At 32.0% G+C, this 15,929-nt stretch carries 18 protein-coding genes; 5 read left to right on the forward strand and 13 right to left on the reverse strand.

Annotated elements, in window-relative coordinates; translation table 11 throughout:
- Positions 1–14: 14 nt before the first annotated feature.
- Entirely contained in the window at positions 15–446 is a 432-nt protein-coding gene (locus ACYX4H_RS09535; protein ID WP_475294271.1) for a DUF1573 domain-containing protein, read from the reverse strand.
- A gap of 237 nt (positions 447–683) precedes the next feature.
- Here ACYX4H_RS09535 and ACYX4H_RS09540 point away from each other — a divergent pair, with 237 nt between their 5' ends.
- Positions 684–3,320 carry a valine--tRNA ligase gene (locus ACYX4H_RS09540; RefSeq protein ID WP_476236028.1) on the forward strand — a complete coding sequence of 879 codons (2,637 nt, stop codon included), beginning with the start codon at positions 684–686 and terminating at the stop codon, positions 3,318–3,320.
- Between the two features lie 66 nt (positions 3,321–3,386).
- Here the strand turns inward: ACYX4H_RS09540 and ACYX4H_RS09545 are convergent, their stop codons facing one another.
- From ACYX4H_RS09545 to rsfS, 7 genes are all read right to left on the reverse strand, one after another.
- Positions 3,387–4,526, reverse strand: coding sequence for a DUF6786 family protein (locus tag ACYX4H_RS09545; protein WP_476236029.1), 1,140 nt, complete (start codon positions 4,524–4,526; stop codon positions 3,387–3,389).
- 15 nt (positions 4,527–4,541) lie between these two features.
- Positions 4,542–4,808 carry an acyl-CoA-binding protein gene (locus ACYX4H_RS09550; RefSeq protein WP_476236030.1) on the reverse strand — a complete coding sequence of 89 codons (267 nt, stop codon included), beginning with the start codon at positions 4,806–4,808 and terminating at the stop codon, positions 4,542–4,544.
- A complete protein-coding gene (locus tag ACYX4H_RS09555) occupies positions 4,809–5,459 on the reverse strand; it encodes a phosphatidylserine decarboxylase family protein (protein ID WP_476236031.1) in 651 nt (216 codons plus the stop codon).
- Positions 5,449–6,270 carry a phosphatidate cytidylyltransferase gene (locus tag ACYX4H_RS09560; RefSeq protein WP_476236032.1) on the reverse strand — a complete coding sequence of 274 codons (822 nt, stop codon included), beginning with the start codon at positions 6,268–6,270 and terminating at the stop codon, positions 5,449–5,451. Before ACYX4H_RS09560 ends, ACYX4H_RS09555 begins: the two co-directional genes overlap by 11 nt.
- Positions 6,271–6,879: an LUD domain-containing protein gene (locus tag ACYX4H_RS09565; protein WP_476236033.1), complete on the reverse strand. Its 609-nt coding sequence runs from the start codon at positions 6,877–6,879 to the stop codon at positions 6,271–6,273.
- Positions 6,880–7,004: 125 nt separating this feature from the next.
- Positions 7,005–9,008, reverse strand: a complete 2,004-nt coding sequence (gene ftsH, locus ACYX4H_RS09570) for an ATP-dependent zinc metalloprotease FtsH (RefSeq protein ID WP_476236034.1) — start codon at positions 9,006–9,008, stop codon at positions 7,005–7,007.
- Positions 9,009–9,015: 7 nt separating this feature from the next.
- On the reverse strand, positions 9,016–9,387 hold the full coding sequence (rsfS, locus tag ACYX4H_RS09575; RefSeq protein WP_475294263.1) for a ribosome silencing factor: 372 nt from the start codon (positions 9,385–9,387) through the stop codon (positions 9,016–9,018).
- A 92-nt stretch (positions 9,388–9,479) separates the two neighbouring features.
- Between rsfS and ACYX4H_RS09580 the strand changes: the two genes are divergently transcribed.
- Entirely contained in the window at positions 9,480–10,211 is a 732-nt protein-coding gene (locus ACYX4H_RS09580; RefSeq protein ID WP_476236035.1) for a biotin--[acetyl-CoA-carboxylase] ligase, read from the forward strand.
- Here the strand turns inward: ACYX4H_RS09580 and ACYX4H_RS09585 are convergent.
- Together ACYX4H_RS09585 and pyrE are read right to left on the reverse strand one after the other, a co-directional pair.
- Positions 10,208–10,603: an SRPBCC family protein gene (locus tag ACYX4H_RS09585; protein WP_476236036.1), complete on the reverse strand. Its 396-nt coding sequence runs from the start codon at positions 10,601–10,603 to the stop codon at positions 10,208–10,210. The genes ACYX4H_RS09580 and ACYX4H_RS09585 overlap by 4 nt on opposite strands.
- Before the next feature lie 30 nt (positions 10,604–10,633).
- On the reverse strand, positions 10,634–11,278 hold the full coding sequence (gene pyrE / locus ACYX4H_RS09590) for an orotate phosphoribosyltransferase (RefSeq protein WP_476236037.1): 645 nt from the start codon (positions 11,276–11,278) through the stop codon (positions 10,634–10,636).
- 131 nt (positions 11,279–11,409) lie between these two features.
- On the opposite strand from pyrE, the gene ACYX4H_RS09595 reads away from it, so the two are divergent.
- From ACYX4H_RS09595 to ACYX4H_RS09605, 3 genes are all read left to right on the forward strand, one after another.
- A complete protein-coding gene (locus tag ACYX4H_RS09595; protein ID WP_476236038.1) occupies positions 11,410–11,997 on the forward strand; it encodes an NUDIX hydrolase in 588 nt (195 codons plus the stop codon).
- A 131-nt stretch (positions 11,998–12,128) separates the two neighbouring features.
- On the forward strand, positions 12,129–12,512 hold the full coding sequence (locus tag ACYX4H_RS09600) for a hypothetical protein (protein ID WP_476236039.1): 384 nt from the start codon (positions 12,129–12,131) through the stop codon (positions 12,510–12,512).
- Positions 12,513–12,641: 129 nt separating this feature from the next.
- Positions 12,642–14,261 (forward strand): SulP family inorganic anion transporter, encoded by a 1,620-nt coding sequence (locus ACYX4H_RS09605; RefSeq protein WP_476236040.1) that lies wholly within the window; start codon positions 12,642–12,644, stop codon positions 14,259–14,261.
- A gap of 41 nt (positions 14,262–14,302) precedes the next feature.
- On the opposite strand, the gene ACYX4H_RS09610 is transcribed toward ACYX4H_RS09605, so the two are convergent.
- From ACYX4H_RS09610 to ACYX4H_RS09620, 3 genes are all read right to left on the reverse strand, one after another.
- Complete coding sequence (locus ACYX4H_RS09610) at positions 14,303–14,707, reverse strand: HEAT repeat domain-containing protein (protein WP_476236041.1); 405 nt, start codon at positions 14,705–14,707, stop codon at positions 14,303–14,305.
- A gap of 101 nt (positions 14,708–14,808) precedes the next feature.
- Entirely contained in the window at positions 14,809–15,264 is a 456-nt protein-coding gene (coaD, locus tag ACYX4H_RS09615; RefSeq protein ID WP_475294256.1) for a pantetheine-phosphate adenylyltransferase, read from the reverse strand.
- Between the two features lie 32 nt (positions 15,265–15,296).
- Entirely contained in the window at positions 15,297–15,902 is a 606-nt protein-coding gene (locus tag ACYX4H_RS09620; RefSeq protein WP_476236042.1) for a zinc-ribbon domain-containing protein, read from the reverse strand.
- Positions 15,903–15,929 lie beyond the last annotated feature (27 nt).

Here is a 15,929-nt window from a genome sequence, read left to right on the forward strand (position 1 = left end):
AATGTATTGTACAATTAATTTTGAACAATACTTTTATTTGTTTTCTGTAATACGCTAGCCTTATTAGTCTTAGAGTCTACAACTAAACCTTTAATTTTTAAAGCAACAGTTGGTGTATCAGCATTAGAAATTACAGTAATAGTTTTTCTAATAGGGTTTACTCTGTTAGTATCATACTTTACTTTAATTTCTCCTGTTTTACCCGGCATAATAGGGTCTTTTGGTTTAGATGGAATGGTACATCCGCAAGATGATTTAACATCGGTAATAATTAAAGGTGCATCACCTGTATTTGTAAATTCAAATATACGCACACCATCAGATCCTTTTTCTATAGTGCCATAATCAATAGTATCAGTTTTAAACTTAATTTTAGCTACTTTGTCTTGGGCATTAACAGAAAAACTGATTAACCCGATAAATAAAATTGTAATTAATTGTTTCATTACGTTACGTTTTTAATTCTTTGGTAAACATAGTTACTTTCTCCATAACAAGCAAAATTATTAGACGAAATACAACTATATTAACATATTTAACTTCATTGAATGTACGTATTACTTTTCTGGTTTTGGTTATTACAATGTTAAAAATATAAGTTCTTTCAAATAGAACATAATAGTTTTCACAGAAAAAGAAATATAAGTACTTTTGCCAATTATTATTCAAAAACTATTCCAAACATGAGTATTCCATCAAAATACGATGCAAAACAGGTAGAAAATAAGTGGTACAGCTACTGGATGAAACATAATTATTTTCATTCTACACCAGACCAAAGAGAGCCGTACACTATTGTAATTCCACCACCAAACGTCACAGGAGTACTGCACATGGGGCATATGTTGAATAATACTATTCAAGATGTGTTAATTCGTCGTGCCCGTTTACAAGGTAAAAATGCGTGTTGGGTACCAGGTACAGATCACGCATCTATTGCTACAGAAGCCAAAGTTGTTGCCAAATTAAAGGAACAAGGCATAGATAAAAACGATTTAACACGCGATGAATTTTTAAAACACGCTTGGGATTGGACACACGAATATGGTGGTGTAATCCTTGAGCAGCTTAAAAAATTAGGGTGTTCTTGTGATTGGGATCGTACCAAGTTTACTATGGATGACGATATGAGCGAAGCCGTAATAAAAGTGTTTGTTGATTTATATAACAAAGGACTTATCTATCGCGGTTACCGTATGGTAAATTGGGATCCAGAAGCAAAAACAACACTGTCGGATGAAGAAGTTGAATACGTAGACAAGCAAGGAAAATTATACCATATAAAATATCAAATTGAAGGTAGCAACGAGACACTAACCATTGCTACAACGCGTCCTGAAACTATTTTGGGTGATTCGGCAATTTGTATTAATCCTGAAGACGAGCGTCATTTTAACCTAAAAGGAAAAAAAGCCATTGTGCCAATTTGTAATCGTGTAATTCCTATTATAGAAGACGATTATGTAGATGTTGAATTTGGAACAGGTTGTTTAAAAGTAACGCCTGCACATGATGAAAATGATAAGGTTTTAGGCGATAAGCACAACCTTGAAGTAATCGATATATTTAACGAAGATGCTACGTTAAACAGTTATGGTTTACATTACCAGGGAAAAGATCGATTTGAAGTTAGAAAAGAAATTGTAAAAGAGCTTGAAAGTTTAGGTCTAATTGAAAAAATTGAAGACCATAATAACCGTGTTGGAATTTCAGAGCGTACAAAAGCCATTATCGAACCACGATTAAGCGACCAATGGTTCTTAAAAATGGAAGAATTGGTAAAACCAGCAATAGAAGCAGTTTTAGGTGAAAATGCCGATATAAAATTATTTCCAAAAAAGTTTGAAAATACCTATCGTCACTGGATGGAAAACATTCGCGATTGGAATATTTCGCGCCAATTACTTTGGGGACAACAAATTCCCGCGTTCTATTATGGCGACGGAAAAGAAGATTTTGTAGTAGCAGAAAACATCAATGATGCAGTAAAACTTGCTCAAGATAAAACAGGAAATTCTGCACTTAAAGCTGAAGATTTACGTCAAGAAACCGATGCATTAGACACATGGTTCTCATCATGGTTGTGGCCAATGTCGGTGTTTGATGGTATTCGCAATCCAGAAAATGAAGAAATTAAATACTATTACCCAACAAACGACTTAGTAACTGGTCCAGATATTTTATTCTTTTGGGTAGCACGTATGATTATTGCAGGTTACGAGTATAAAGATGAAAAGCCTTTCCAGAATGTATATTTAACAGGATTAGTACGCGATAAGCAACGTCGTAAAATGAGTAAATCTTTAGGGAACTCACCAGACGCCTTAAAACTTATTGAAGAATACAGCGCCGATGGTGTTCGTGTTGGGTTACTATTAAGTAGCGCAGCAGGAAACGATTTATTGTTTGACGAATCGTTATGCCAACAAGGAAAAGGTTTTGGTAACAAAATCTGGAATGCCTACCGTTTGGTTGATGGTTGGGAAGTTTCAGAAAGCATTGAGCAACCAGAAGCAAGTAAGATTGCAATTGAATGGTACGAATCTAAATTTCAAAACGCATTAATAGAGATTGAAGATCACTTTAGTAAATACCGTTTAAGCGATGCGTTAATGGCTATTTATAAGTTAATTTACGACGATTTTTGCGGTTGGTTACTAGAAATGGTAAAACCAGCATACCAACAACCAATAGATGCTAAAACTTATAATGCAATTATCTCAATTTTTGAAGATAACTTAAAAATTGTACATCCGTTTATGCCATTTTTAACTGAAGATTTATGGCATTACATAAAAGATCGCACGCCAGAAGACGCTTTAATTGTAGCGAGTTGGCCTACAACAAAACCAATTAACGAAACCTTGATTTCAGAATTTGATTTTGCTTCGGAAGTGATTTCAGGTATTCGTACCATTAGAAAGGAAAAGAACATTGCGTTTAAAGATGCGATTGGATTTTCGGTAATTAACAACGAAAAATCATCAACTACCTTTGATGCGATTATACAAAAAATGGGTAATCTTGAAACTATTCAGTATGTAGATGAAGCGGTTGAAGGTGCTTTAACCTTTAGAGTAAAATCTAACGAGTATTTTGTGCCAATGGTTGGCGCTATAGACGTTGAAGCTGAAATTAAAAAGTTAACTGAAGAGTTAAATTACACCGAAGGTTTCTTAAAATCGGTACAGAAAAAACTATCTAACGAACGTTTTGTAAATAACGCACCAGAACAAGTTGTAGCTTCAGAAAAGAAAAAAGAAGCAGATGCTTTAGCAAAAATTGAAACACTTAAAGCAAGTTTAGCTAGTTTAAAGTAAAACGTAAATACTTGTTCTTTTTCTTTCATTAAAAAGAACAAGTATTTTGTGTTTTTCACAAAGACGTTAAAACTTGGCGTCATTCAAATCAAAACCTAGTAATTTTTTACTAAGTTCATGTAATGTGTTTTTTGGAGCATGAAAATGATAAACACGTTGCCAATGTGTTGTTGTTTCATTAGGTTTTAAAACTTTTAAAGGCGCATTACTTTCTAGCTCAAAAAAATCAGTGCTATTATTGTAAATGGGTATAGCTTCACCGTTATAAGGAGTGTCTTGAATGCTTACAAGTGAGTTAGAATATAAGCTATCAGCTTCTTTTTTATATTGAATAATAGTTAGCTTGTTTTTTAGTTTTGAATAACAACCATAAACAGTTGGTGCAAATTGTGGTGGTATACCAATTTTACTTCTGTATTGTCCATCTGTTTTAAATAAAATAGTATTGTTTTTTATAGTTAAACGTGTACTATCAATTGTGGCTAAGTAGGTTAAAACATCGTGTTTTGTACCTTGGTTTTTTAGCGGAATAATAACTACAGAATCATCACCAGGATACATGCCTGCACTCCATAAACCAGCTAAACCTGTGTGCTTTTTCCATGTAACAGTATCAATGTTTTTTAGTTTGTGATAAGTTTCAAAAGCTACAAATTTGGTGTTTTTATCAACTTCAATATTTAAATTATTATTAATGTTTTCTTTTGAAAGAATACTTATTTCTCTGTTAATTTCAATCTTAAATTGTGTGCCAATATTATTAGTAAGTTGCATGGTTTTAAATAATTTAACCTTACTATTACTTTTGCTAATAACGCTGTATGGTTCAGCATCTATGGTTGCAGGTACTTTCCAATTATCATCATGTAGTGGTTGTATTTGCTGGAAATAAAAAGAAAACTGAGACCCAAGTGGCGCTATCCAAAGGCGTTCTTCACCACCAATACTTTTATTTGCATCTGTTAGTGCTGTTTCGTTTATCCAGCCGTTACTTAAGCCTTGGGTATTATTATAAGTACTGGTTAAAATTCTGCCTTGGTAAAAAGGTGATATTAAAATTCTAGAATTTCCATTGTTATTGGTTAGTTCAAAAGCTGTTTTATTATCAAAAAGATTTTGGTAATATTGGTAATTTTTTACGGGAATTTTTTTGCTACAGCTAACAATAATAATACTTAATAATAGAAAAAAGTATAGCTGTTTCATAATGGCTTTATTATGTTATTCTCTATATAAAAAATACTTATTTACCAATTCTACGTAAGCTTCTTTGGCTTCGTTTTCTGAAATGCTTTTGGCTTGAAATAAAGCATTGGTTTTAAAGGCATTAATTAAGGCTTCTCTACTTCGTGGTTTACCATAATCGTTAGTGGCTTTTTTGTAATAGGCATATAATTTTAACAGCGTATCTGCCGGAAAAGGGTCTTTATGGGCATTAACTCTGGCTACTGCTTCTTCAAATGCTTTATCTAATTCTTCGTTCGTCATTTATGCTTCTGCTATAACTGTTTCGCCGCCTTTAACTTTTTGGTTTAATTGTACTTTTATGTTGGTGTTTAATGGTAAAAACAAATCTACTCTAGAGCCAAATTTTATAAAACCAGCATCTGCACCTTGCACAGCTTGATCTTCAACTTTTGCATAATTTACAATGCGCTTAGCTAGTGCACCAGCAATTTGCCTGTATAAAACTTTACCGTAGCCAGGGTTTTCAACAACAATAGTGGTACGTTCATTTTCTTCACTGGCTTTAGGGTGCCATGCAACTAAATATTTGCCTGGGTGATATTTACTAAAAAGTACCTTACCGCCAATAGGGTAGCGCGTTACGTGTACGTTTATGGGTGACATAAATACACTTACTTGTAGGCGTTTTTCTTTAAAATATTCTTTTTCAAATACTTCTTCTATAACTACCACTTTTCCATCAACAGGTGATATTACCTGCGCTTCATTTTGAATTGTGTTACGTTTAGGGTTTCTAAAAAATTGTAAAATAAGTATTAAAAACACAAGTAAAGCAACAAGTATTAAGGTGCGCAGCCATGTTATTGAAATAAAACTATCAACTAATAAAAATAACGCAACAACAATAACCAAAGTTATTATTATAATTTTATGACCTTCTTTATGAAACATAGTTTAAAATACTTAGAAATGAATAAATAAATGGTGCTGCAAATATGATACTATCTAACCTATCAAACAAGCCACCGTGACCTGGCATAATAGAGCCACTATCTTTAACACCAGCTTGTCTTTTAAATTTAGACTCTATTAAATCTCCTAAAGTGCCAAAAACACTAACTATAACACTTAAAATTAGCCAATTAGTAAAATTTAATGTTTGTGTAAAGTTAGCAATAAAATAGCTAGCAATACAAGCAAAAAATAAACCGCCTAAAAAACCTTCAACTGTTTTTTTGGGTGAAATTTTTGAAAAAAGTTTTTGTTTTCCAAAGTTTTTACCAACTAAATATGCAAAAGAATCGTTTACCCAAATGAGTATAAAAGCTCCCAAAAGTATGTTGGCATTATAGTTTTTTTGGTAATTAGCTATTAAGTTTAAGAATATAAACGCACTTGTTATATAAAAAGTGGTTAATATAAAACGTTTTGTTGAAAATAACGGAATGGTTTTTTCTGAAAACAAATCTTTAATTAAAAATAACTGAACAAAAATAGTTAAAACGGTAAGTATTTGTGTGGCTTCTTCTAAACCAAAACGTGTATTTAGTATTAGTTTCCAGTAAACAAAAACAAAATACATAATTATAAAAATAAAATAAGGTATAATGTTTTTTAGCTGAATTAACTTTTTAAACTCGGCAAGTGTTACAAGACCAAATGCAAAAAATAGAATTATTAATGCGTGCTTATTTTGCATGCAGCCAATAAGTAAACCAATGTATACAAGGCCTGATAGCCCTCTAGTAAGCATTTCTTTCATTTATAAATCTTCTAAAAGTAGTAGGTATAAATTTTTTGCGCTACTGCCGTAACTTAAAAAGTCTTTTTCTTCGCTAGATTTAAAATGTTTGATGGTTGTAATGTTTGTTGGAATTTTTTGACGGTTTTTTGATTTTATACCTCGTAAGCCTTCGCCTATGTTTTCAACAATTTGGCTTGTTGTAGCAAAAACTACAAAGTTAAAAGGTAGCTCGGGTAGTTTTTTTTCAAATATTTGTTTTGATGATATAAGCAAAGAACCATCATTAGCAATTAGGTTTTCACAAGTGGTTAGAAAAAAATCAGATTCACTAACAAGCCTTGAAGCTTTAATGTTTGTACTTTTAAATTTATCAGTTAATTGTTCGTCTAACAATAAAACCTTTTTTTCTTGCCATTTATTTTCTTCAATAATAAGATCTAAATTTTCATAAACTTCATTTAAATCTTCACAATACAAGAACTTGCCACCATTAGCTTTAAAATTTATTGTAAACCTTTCGTCTATTGGTAGCTTTACTTCTGGCATGTATTTGCCTCTTTCATCAGATTTTAGTTCTTCTGATTGTTTTTCAGATTTAGAACCAAAAAGTTTTCTAAAAAGACTCATTTAGTAGTAGCTATTAACCTAATCTTATTGTTGAATATCAAATATAAAAAAACTTAAAATAACCTTAAGGTTATTTTAAGTTTTTTAGTAAAAGCATAACAAAAATACTAAAATTTAGCTGCTTTTTACGAATTTTCTTTTGTTTCAGAACTGTTTTGGGTATTTTCAGGTGTTTCGGTGTTCTGTTTTTCTTCTTTTACAATAGCCTCTTCTTTTTCAAAAGCACGCTTGCCAAAAATGCGTTCTAGGTTATCTTTAAAAATAACTTCTTTAGTTAAAAGTTCTTCGGCAAGTTCAGTAAGTTTATCTTTATTTTCTTCAAGTAATTTAACAGCGCGTTCATATTGTTTTTCAATAATATCTGATATTTCTTTATCAATTAATTCGGCTGTTTGCTCACTATAAGGCTTAGAAAAGCCGTATTCACTTTGACCGCTAGAATCATAATATGTTAAGTTACCAATTTTATCACTTAAGCCATAAATGGTAACCATGGCACGGGCTTGTTTGGTTACTTTTTCTAAATCACTTAATGCTCCTGTAGATATTTTGTTAAAAATAACTTTTTCGGCAGCTCTACCACCTAGTGCAGCACACATTTCATCTAACATTTGTTCTGGGCGAACAATTAAACGTTCTTCAGGTAAATACCATGCGGCACCTAATGAGCGTCCTCTTGGTACAATAGTTACTTTTATTAATGGAGCCGCGTGTTCGAGCATCCAGCTTACAACGGCATGACCAGCTTCATGGAACGCAACGGCGCGTTTTTCACTAGGTGTAATTATTTTGTTTTTCTTTTCTAAACCGCCAATAATTCTATCTACAGCATCAAGAAAATCTTGTTTATCAACTTCTTTTTTACCATTTCTGGCAGCAATTAAAGCAGCTTCGTTACAAACGTTTGCAATATCGGCACCCGAAAAACCAGGTGTTTGTTTAGATAAAAAGTCAGTATCTAAATCTTTTGATTTTTTTAGCGGGCGCAAATGCACTTCAAAAATTTCTTTACGCTCACGTACATCTGGTAAATCAACAAAAATTTGTCTGTCAAACCTTCCGGCACGCATTAATGCTTTATCTAAAATATCGGCTCTATTGGTTGCAGCAAGTACAATTACATTGGTGTTTGTGCCAAAACCATCCATTTCAGTTAATAACTGGTTTAGGGTGTTTTCGCGTTCATCATTACTTCCAGACATGGCGTTTTTGCCTCTAGCTCGACCAATGGCATCAATTTCATCAATAAATATAATTGAAGGCGATTTTTCTTTGGCTTGTTTAAACAAATCACGTACGCGCGATGCACCTACACCAACAAACATTTCAACAAAATCTGAACCTGAAAGTGAGAAGAAAGGTACTTTAGCTTCACCAGCTACAGCTTTTGCTAATAATGTTTTACCTGTACCTGGAGGGCCAACTAGTAATGCGCCTTTTGGTATTTTACCACCTAAAGTGGTGTATTTTTCAGGGTATTTTAAGAAATCTACAATTTCTTGAACTTCTTCTTTTGCACCTTCTAAACCAGCTACATCTTTAAAGGTTGTTTTAACCTCGGTGTTTTGGTCAAAAAGTTTTGCTCTAGATTTTCCTATATTGAAAATTTGACCGCCAGCGCCACCACCAGCGCCGCCAGACATTCTTCGCATTATAAAAATCCAAACACCAATAAGTAATAAAAATGGTAATAAACCAATTAACAAGTTGCCTATAGTGTCAGTTTCAGTATCAAACTCAATAATAGGTTTGGTGTCTAGTTCTTTAATGGTGTTGTTAAGTTTGTTTTCAAAGTTTTGAAGATCGCCAAACTCAAATTTATAATTAGGTATTCTGGTAACCGATGGAATAAACGGCTGTTGTTTAGAATTTTTGTGTATGTCTTTAGCTTCGGCATCTTTGGTTAAATATACGCGAGCCACTCGGGTATTTTTAACAATGTCTATTTTTTCAACATCGCCATTGGCTAAATATTTAAAAAAATCTGAAGTTGTGGTTTTAGATCCGCCACTGCTTGAGGTGTTTCCAAAAAATTGAAACCCTAAAAATAGGGCTAGTAAAATACCGTAAATCCAATACGGGCTAAACTTTGGCTTTTTATCTTTGTTGTTCTTTTTATCGTTTGCCATGTGTTTTTTAATAACTTGTTTCTATTACTGTTGTTTTTGCGTCTCCCCAAAGGCTCTCAATGTCATAATATTCTCTAACATGTTTTTGGAAAACATGCACAACAACATTAACATAGTCTATTAAAACCCATTCGGCATTGTCTTCACCTTCAACATGCCAGGGTTTGTCTTTAAGTTCTTTGCTTACCTTTTTTTGAACGGCGTTTACTATGGCGTTTACTTGTGTGTTAGAAGTACCTTCACAAATTATAAAGTAATCACAAACAGTGTTTTCAATTTCTCTTAAGTCTAAAATATTTATTTCTTTACCTTTAACATCTTCAATTCCGCTTAAAATTACAGATATTAATTGGTCTGCGCTTATTTTTTCTTTCGCCATTAAATTTATTTAATTTGTACAAAGTTATTATTTTTTAGTTTTTAAAGCTCTAAAAAAATCATAAGATTTGCTAGTATATTTATTACATTTTTATGCATATAATCAAACTTAGTGCCACCAATTCTACAAATAGCTATTTACGTAGCCTAATTGCAGATGAAAATTTAAACGATTTTACGGCTGTTATTACCCAAAAGCAAACTAGCGGACGCGGGCAAATGGGTACAGTTTGGAATGCTAAGGCTGGAAAAAACCTTACGTTTAGTGTGTTTAAAGATGTTAGTGGTTTTTATTTAGAGCATCCTTTTTACATAAGCATGGTAACTGCTTTGGCTTTAATTAAAACCTTAAACTTTTTTGGAATACCCAAAATTAGTGTAAAATGGCCAAACGACATTTTGTCAGAAAACAAAAAAATATGTGGTGTTTTAATAGAAAATGTCATAAAAAATAATAAAATGACGGCTTCAATTTTAGGTATGGGTTTAAATGTAAACCAAACTGAGTTTGAAAATTTGCCCAAAGCATCATCATTAAAAATAATTACCGGACGTGTTTTTAATATTGATGAGGTTGCTATTACAATAATTAATAATTTGAAGTTTTATTTTGAATTTTTGCAGGCAGGCAACATTACAATTATAAAAAATGAATATGTTAATTATTTATTCAGAAAAAATAAACCTTCAACATTTTTAGATGCTGAAGGTTGTATGTTTTCTGGTTTTATTAAAGGTGTTACCAATACCGGCAACTTAAAAGTTTTGGTTGAAGATGGTATTGTAAAAACCTTTGATTTAAAAGAAATTCAATTGTTGTATTAAATTGCCTTTGGTATGCTTGTAGCAAGGGTTTCAATAAATTTGCTTATTGGCCCTTTTATCATCATTGCCATCATGGGGTTAAAGTTACCTGCAAACTGTAATTGTACTTCACTAGCACTATCAGCCGTTTGAACAATATGGCCTGTTAACGAAAAATCTATTTTTCCGCCAGCAGCGCCTAATACAATTTTGTTTGGTGGCACAACTTCTTTCTTTTTAAGTATTATTTCGGGCATGCCTTTAAGTGCAAATAAAAACTTATCGTCTTCTAAAACCTCAAACTTGCTAATGTTTTCGGGCATTAACGATTCAAAGTTTTTAACATCAGATAAAAAGTTGAAAACATCTTCGGGAGATTTTTCTACGTTTATTTTTGGAGATTCTAAATTCATTTATATTTAATTTTAATTACAACTAGTGTATCAAATAGCGTTCCATTCACTTGGGTTACTATTCCATTCAGCTAATGTTTTTAGTTGTTTTTCGGTAATGTAGTTGGTGTCTAGTGCTTGCTCAAGTAAACTTTCGTAATTACTTAAGGTTTGAAGCATTAGGTTTTCGTTTTCAAAGTTTTTGGTAGCCACTTCAAAACCATAGGTAAAAATAGCTATCATGCCTTTAACATTTATACCTGCATTTTTTAATGCGGTAACAGCATTTAAACTGCTTTTGCCTGTGCTTATTAAATCTTCAACTACTACAACATTTTGGCCTTTTTCAATAAAGCCTTCAATTTGGTTTTTACGTCCGTGGCCTTTAGCATCTGGTCTTACATAAATAAAAGGTAAGCCTAAATACTCGGCAACTAGCATACCTATACCAATGGCGCCAGTAGCTACACCAGCAATGGCATCGGGTTTTCCGTATTGTTTTTCAATTTGTTTTGCCATAGTTTCTCTAATGTAATTTCTAATGGCAGGGAACGATAAAATAATACGGTTATCACAATAAATAGGTGATTTCCATCCAGAGGCCCATGTAAAGGGGTCTTTTGGGCTAAGTTTTATAGCGTTTACTTGTAATAAAACTTCAGCAGTTTTTTTGGCAGTATCTTTATTAAAAATCATGAGCCAAAAATACAGATTAATTTCGTTTTTATGTAAGAGTATTATTGTTAAGCCAAATATTTTTTTCAACAATTATTGGTTTGTTACTAAAAATGATATTTTTACCATTAGTTAAACACCAAATATTATTTATGTATAAAATTTTTGTTGGAGATAAGCCTATAATTTTAACCACCGAAGTAGCGCAAGAAACTAATTTTAAAAATTACTTGTTAGATACTGTAAACATTGGTAAAGTAATTAAAGAGCTTACTAAAACAGATTTAAAAGAAGTAAGACTTATTCATGAAAACCATGAAAAATTACTAAGTAAATTTTTAAAAAAATTACCAAACGTAGTTGCTGGCGGCGGAAAAGTATACAACGAAGAAGGAAAGGTTTTATTTATTTACAGAAATGATAAATGGGATTTGCCTAAAGGAAAAGCAGAATCTAATGAATCTATAGAAGAAACATCTATACGTGAAGTAGAAGAAGAAACTGGTGTAACAGGTTTACAAATTACAAAACCGCTACAAACAACCTACCATATTTTTAAGCGTAACGGAAAACATAAAATAAAAGTTACATATTGGTTTGAAATGAAAACTAGTTTTAAAGGTGTTTTGTATCCGCAAGAAAAAGAAGGAATTACAAAGGTAGCTTGGTTAAATAAAACCGAATCTGACCAAGCGTTATTAAATTCTTACGCCAATATTAAAGTTTTAGTTGTTGATTAATTATCAGTGATAAATCAAAAACATTGTAAACCTTTTAAAAAAAATGTTAACTTTAGTGAAATTAATAGCAATATTACGGTTTTTGTATGTAAATGCTTGAAACCGATTTTTCTTAAAAAAAATAATAAATAATGAAAGAGCACAAGCTTTCTTTTGGTACAATTTTAATTTTAAAACCTAACTTAGCCGAAGTTATTATTAATGAAGGTGTTGTGATGAACGAAATAATGGTAGATTTATACCACGATTTTTTACTAAGCCATTTAGAAGCACCGTTTTCATTAATAATAAACAAAAAGAATTCCTATACATATACTTTTAAAGCTCAAAAAATAATAGCTAGCTTACCGCAAATACACTCCATGGCTGTTTTAGTTGGTAATAGTGGCGCTTTAATGTCTACCGAAACATTGATAAAAATTAATGAAGCTAGTGATTGGAATATAAAATTATTTAGAACCAGACCTGAGGCTTTAAAGTGGATTGAAAGCCATTACGAAACTACACTTACTTAAAATGTAATTATTACCCAGTAAAATTTTAATATTATTTACTAAAACGTTTTAGTGTTTGTCATTTAGTAATAAATGATAAATAACTTGTTGCTTGCGCTTTTAAACTTAAATTTGCACAAAATTTAAGGTATGACAGATTTTATAAGAAAGCGTACAAAAAATGCTAAAAACGATATTTTAAGTGGCGCAACAGTAGCATTAGCTCTAGTGCCAGAAGCCGTAGCATTTGCATTTGTAGCAGGTGTAGATCCGTTAGTTGGGTTGTACGCAGCCTTTATGATTGGTTTAATAACATCAATTTTTGGAGGACGTCCGGGTATGATTAGTGGTGCCACAGGAGCTTTAGCAGTTGTAATGGTAAGCTTAGTTGCTGAAGGTAACGCTATGGGGGCAGAAAGTGAAAATCTAGGACTTTACTATTTGTTTGCCACCGTTATTTTAATGGGAATAATTCAAATATTTGCAGGTGTTTTTAAACTTGGTAAGTTTGTTAGACTTATTCCGCACCCGGTAATGATGGGCTTTGTAAATGGTTTGGCTATTGTTATATTTTTAGCACAGTTAAAAATGTTTAAAGATGTTGATGGTAACTTTTTTACTGGTTCACAAATGTATACCATGATAGCTTTAGTTGGTTTAACCATGCTTATTATGTTTGCATTACCCAAATTTAAACCAACAAAAAAATTACCCGAAGCACTTATTGGTATTTTAGTAGTATCTGCCATTGTAATTTTTGGAAATTTAGATGTTGCTACAGTTGGTAGTTTTATTAGAGATGGTGGTGGCGAAGGCTTAAAAGGTGGCTTGCCTCAGTTTCAGTTTGATATTTTTAATAAAATACCTTTTAACATGCAAACATTAACGTTTATTGGTCCTTACGCATTTATTTTGGCGGCTATTGGTTTAATAGAATCTTTAATGACTTTAAATTTAGTTGATGAATTAACTGAAACCCGTGGTAACGCCAATAAAGAATGTATGGCACAAGGTGGAGCAAACATAATTACTGGTTTATTTGGTGGTATGGGTGGTTGCGCTATGATTGGGCAATCTATTATTAATATAAAAGGCGGTGGCCGTGGTAGGCTATCGGGTATTGTAGCAGCAGTATTGTTGTTGGTATTTATATTATTTGCTTCATCATATATTGAGCAAATACCAATTGCAGCTTTAGTTGGTGTAATGTTTATGGTGGTAGTTGGTACTTTTGCGTGGAGTAGTTTTAGAATATTAAGAAAAATACCCGTAAGTGATGCTATTGTATTAATAGCAGTGTCATTAATTACCGTTTGGAAAGATTTAGCGGTAGCAGTTATTGCAGGTGTTATTATTAGTGCATTAGTGTTTTCTTGGGAAAACGCTAAACGTATTAGAGCCCGTAAACGCTTAAAGGAAGATGGTACCAAAGTATATGAAATTTGGGGACCATTATTTTTTGGGTCAATAAAAGCGTTTAATGAAAAATTTGATGCAAAAAATGATCCTGATACTATTGAAATAGATTTTGTTGAATCTAGAGTAACTGATCATTCTGCAATAGAAGCTATTTATAATTTGGTGAATAAATACGAAGCCGAAGGAAAATCAATTAAATTAAGGCATTTGTGTGAAGATAGTAAAGAGCTTCTTTATAAATCTAGTCCTAAATTTAGAGAAGTTATTGTTGAAGCTGTTGATGACCCCAGATATCATTTGGCTGCAAACCCTGAAAAGTTTACAAAATCACTTTCAGAATATAAATTGTAAAAAAAATGCCTTTTGTTTTTTCAAAAGGCATTTTTTTTAGTTTATCTAATAGGTTTCTTTAATTGTTCTTTTACACGGTCAAATGATTTTTTACTGGCGCGCTCCCAACGGTAAATAGTATATTTTTTGCCTTTATTAGCCTCTTGTTTTGCTTTCTTTTCTTGTTGCGTTTTAACCCAATAAAATCGTTTTTTAATAATTAAAGACATTAAATTATCATTATAATTAATGTTTTCTAAAGCATTTAATGCAGCTACAGATACGTTTTGCACTTTATCATTAATAGCATGTAGTAAAACAGGAACAGAAGATTTTAAACCTAAACGGCCAAGGGCAATAGCTGCAAATTTTCTAGTGTTGTAATTACCTTTTTTTAGGCAATATTCTAACCTGTTAATGTAGCCACTATGTTGCCAAATATGGATGGTTTTTTGTGAAGGCTGCATAATATTCAACTTAAAAAAATAATATGTAATGTGGTGTAGCATTTTGTAAGTATTCTTACTATATAAGTACTAAATACATTTAAAATGTTACATGTTTTATGTTATTTAGCTCTAACGCTACTGGGTACAAGTTTGGTGTAATCACCTTTGTTTCTAATGACATCACGCACAATTGAAGATGAAATGTATGATGTATTTGCAGCAGTTAATAAAAATACGGTTTCAATAGTTGCTAAATTTCTGTTGGTATGTGCAATGGCTTTTTCAAACTCAAAATCGGCCGGATTTCTTAGTCCTCTTAAAATAAAATCGGCATTAATTTCTTTGCAAAAATCAACCGTTAAACCTTTGTAGGTGACAACTTTAACTTTTGGCTCATTAGCAAAAGCGTTTTCAATAAAAGCTTTACGTTCATCTAAAGTAAACATGTATTTTTTGTCGGCATTAATACCAATAGCTACAACAAGTTCATCAAAAAGCGTAACGCCTCTTGTAATAATATCATAATGACCTAAAGTTAGCGGATCAAAAGATCCTGGGAATATTGCGCGTTTCATTTTTACTTGTTTTTACAGCTAATAATTTAAGTTTAGTGCCTTTCTATGTTGTAAATAACGTTATCATTATATAAAACAACAATTTCTATTCTAGATAAATTTTCGGTAGTATCGTTGTAATTACTGACTTTATCTATTTTTGAAATACCTGTGCGTTTATCAACTAAATAGTCGTTATAAACTACGCGTATGCTGTCTCTAGATACATTAATAACTTTCATGGTTGAAAAATTGCCAGAATCGGGGTCTTTGTATGAATAAATATCACCTATTACAGGTTCTTTTATAAATACCACTTCGTCTTCTTTGTGTTTAGCATTTGAATATGTAAAGTAACCAATAGCAAGCAGTATAATGGCTAAGCCCGTAAAGTGCCAAAGAGGTGTGCCCTTATGTTTAACAAGTTCAAATTTATGCTTTATTTGTTGCGGTAATTCTTTTAGTTTGAATGTTTTTTTACAGTGATTACATTCTAAAATATTTGTTTTTCCAATAGGAAAAATAGGAATCCAATAAATGTAAAAATATTTACCAAATATGCCATAATTCATGGATGTTTGGTTGTTGCAATTAGGGCAAGTTACGTGGTTTATTTGACCATCTTTTAACCGGGAAGCTTTTGTACCGTAAAAAATCATTTTAATTAGTTGTGGTTAGTACTCAAA

It is taken from the genome of Seonamhaeicola sp. ABD4_340 (genome assembly GCF_056312135.1).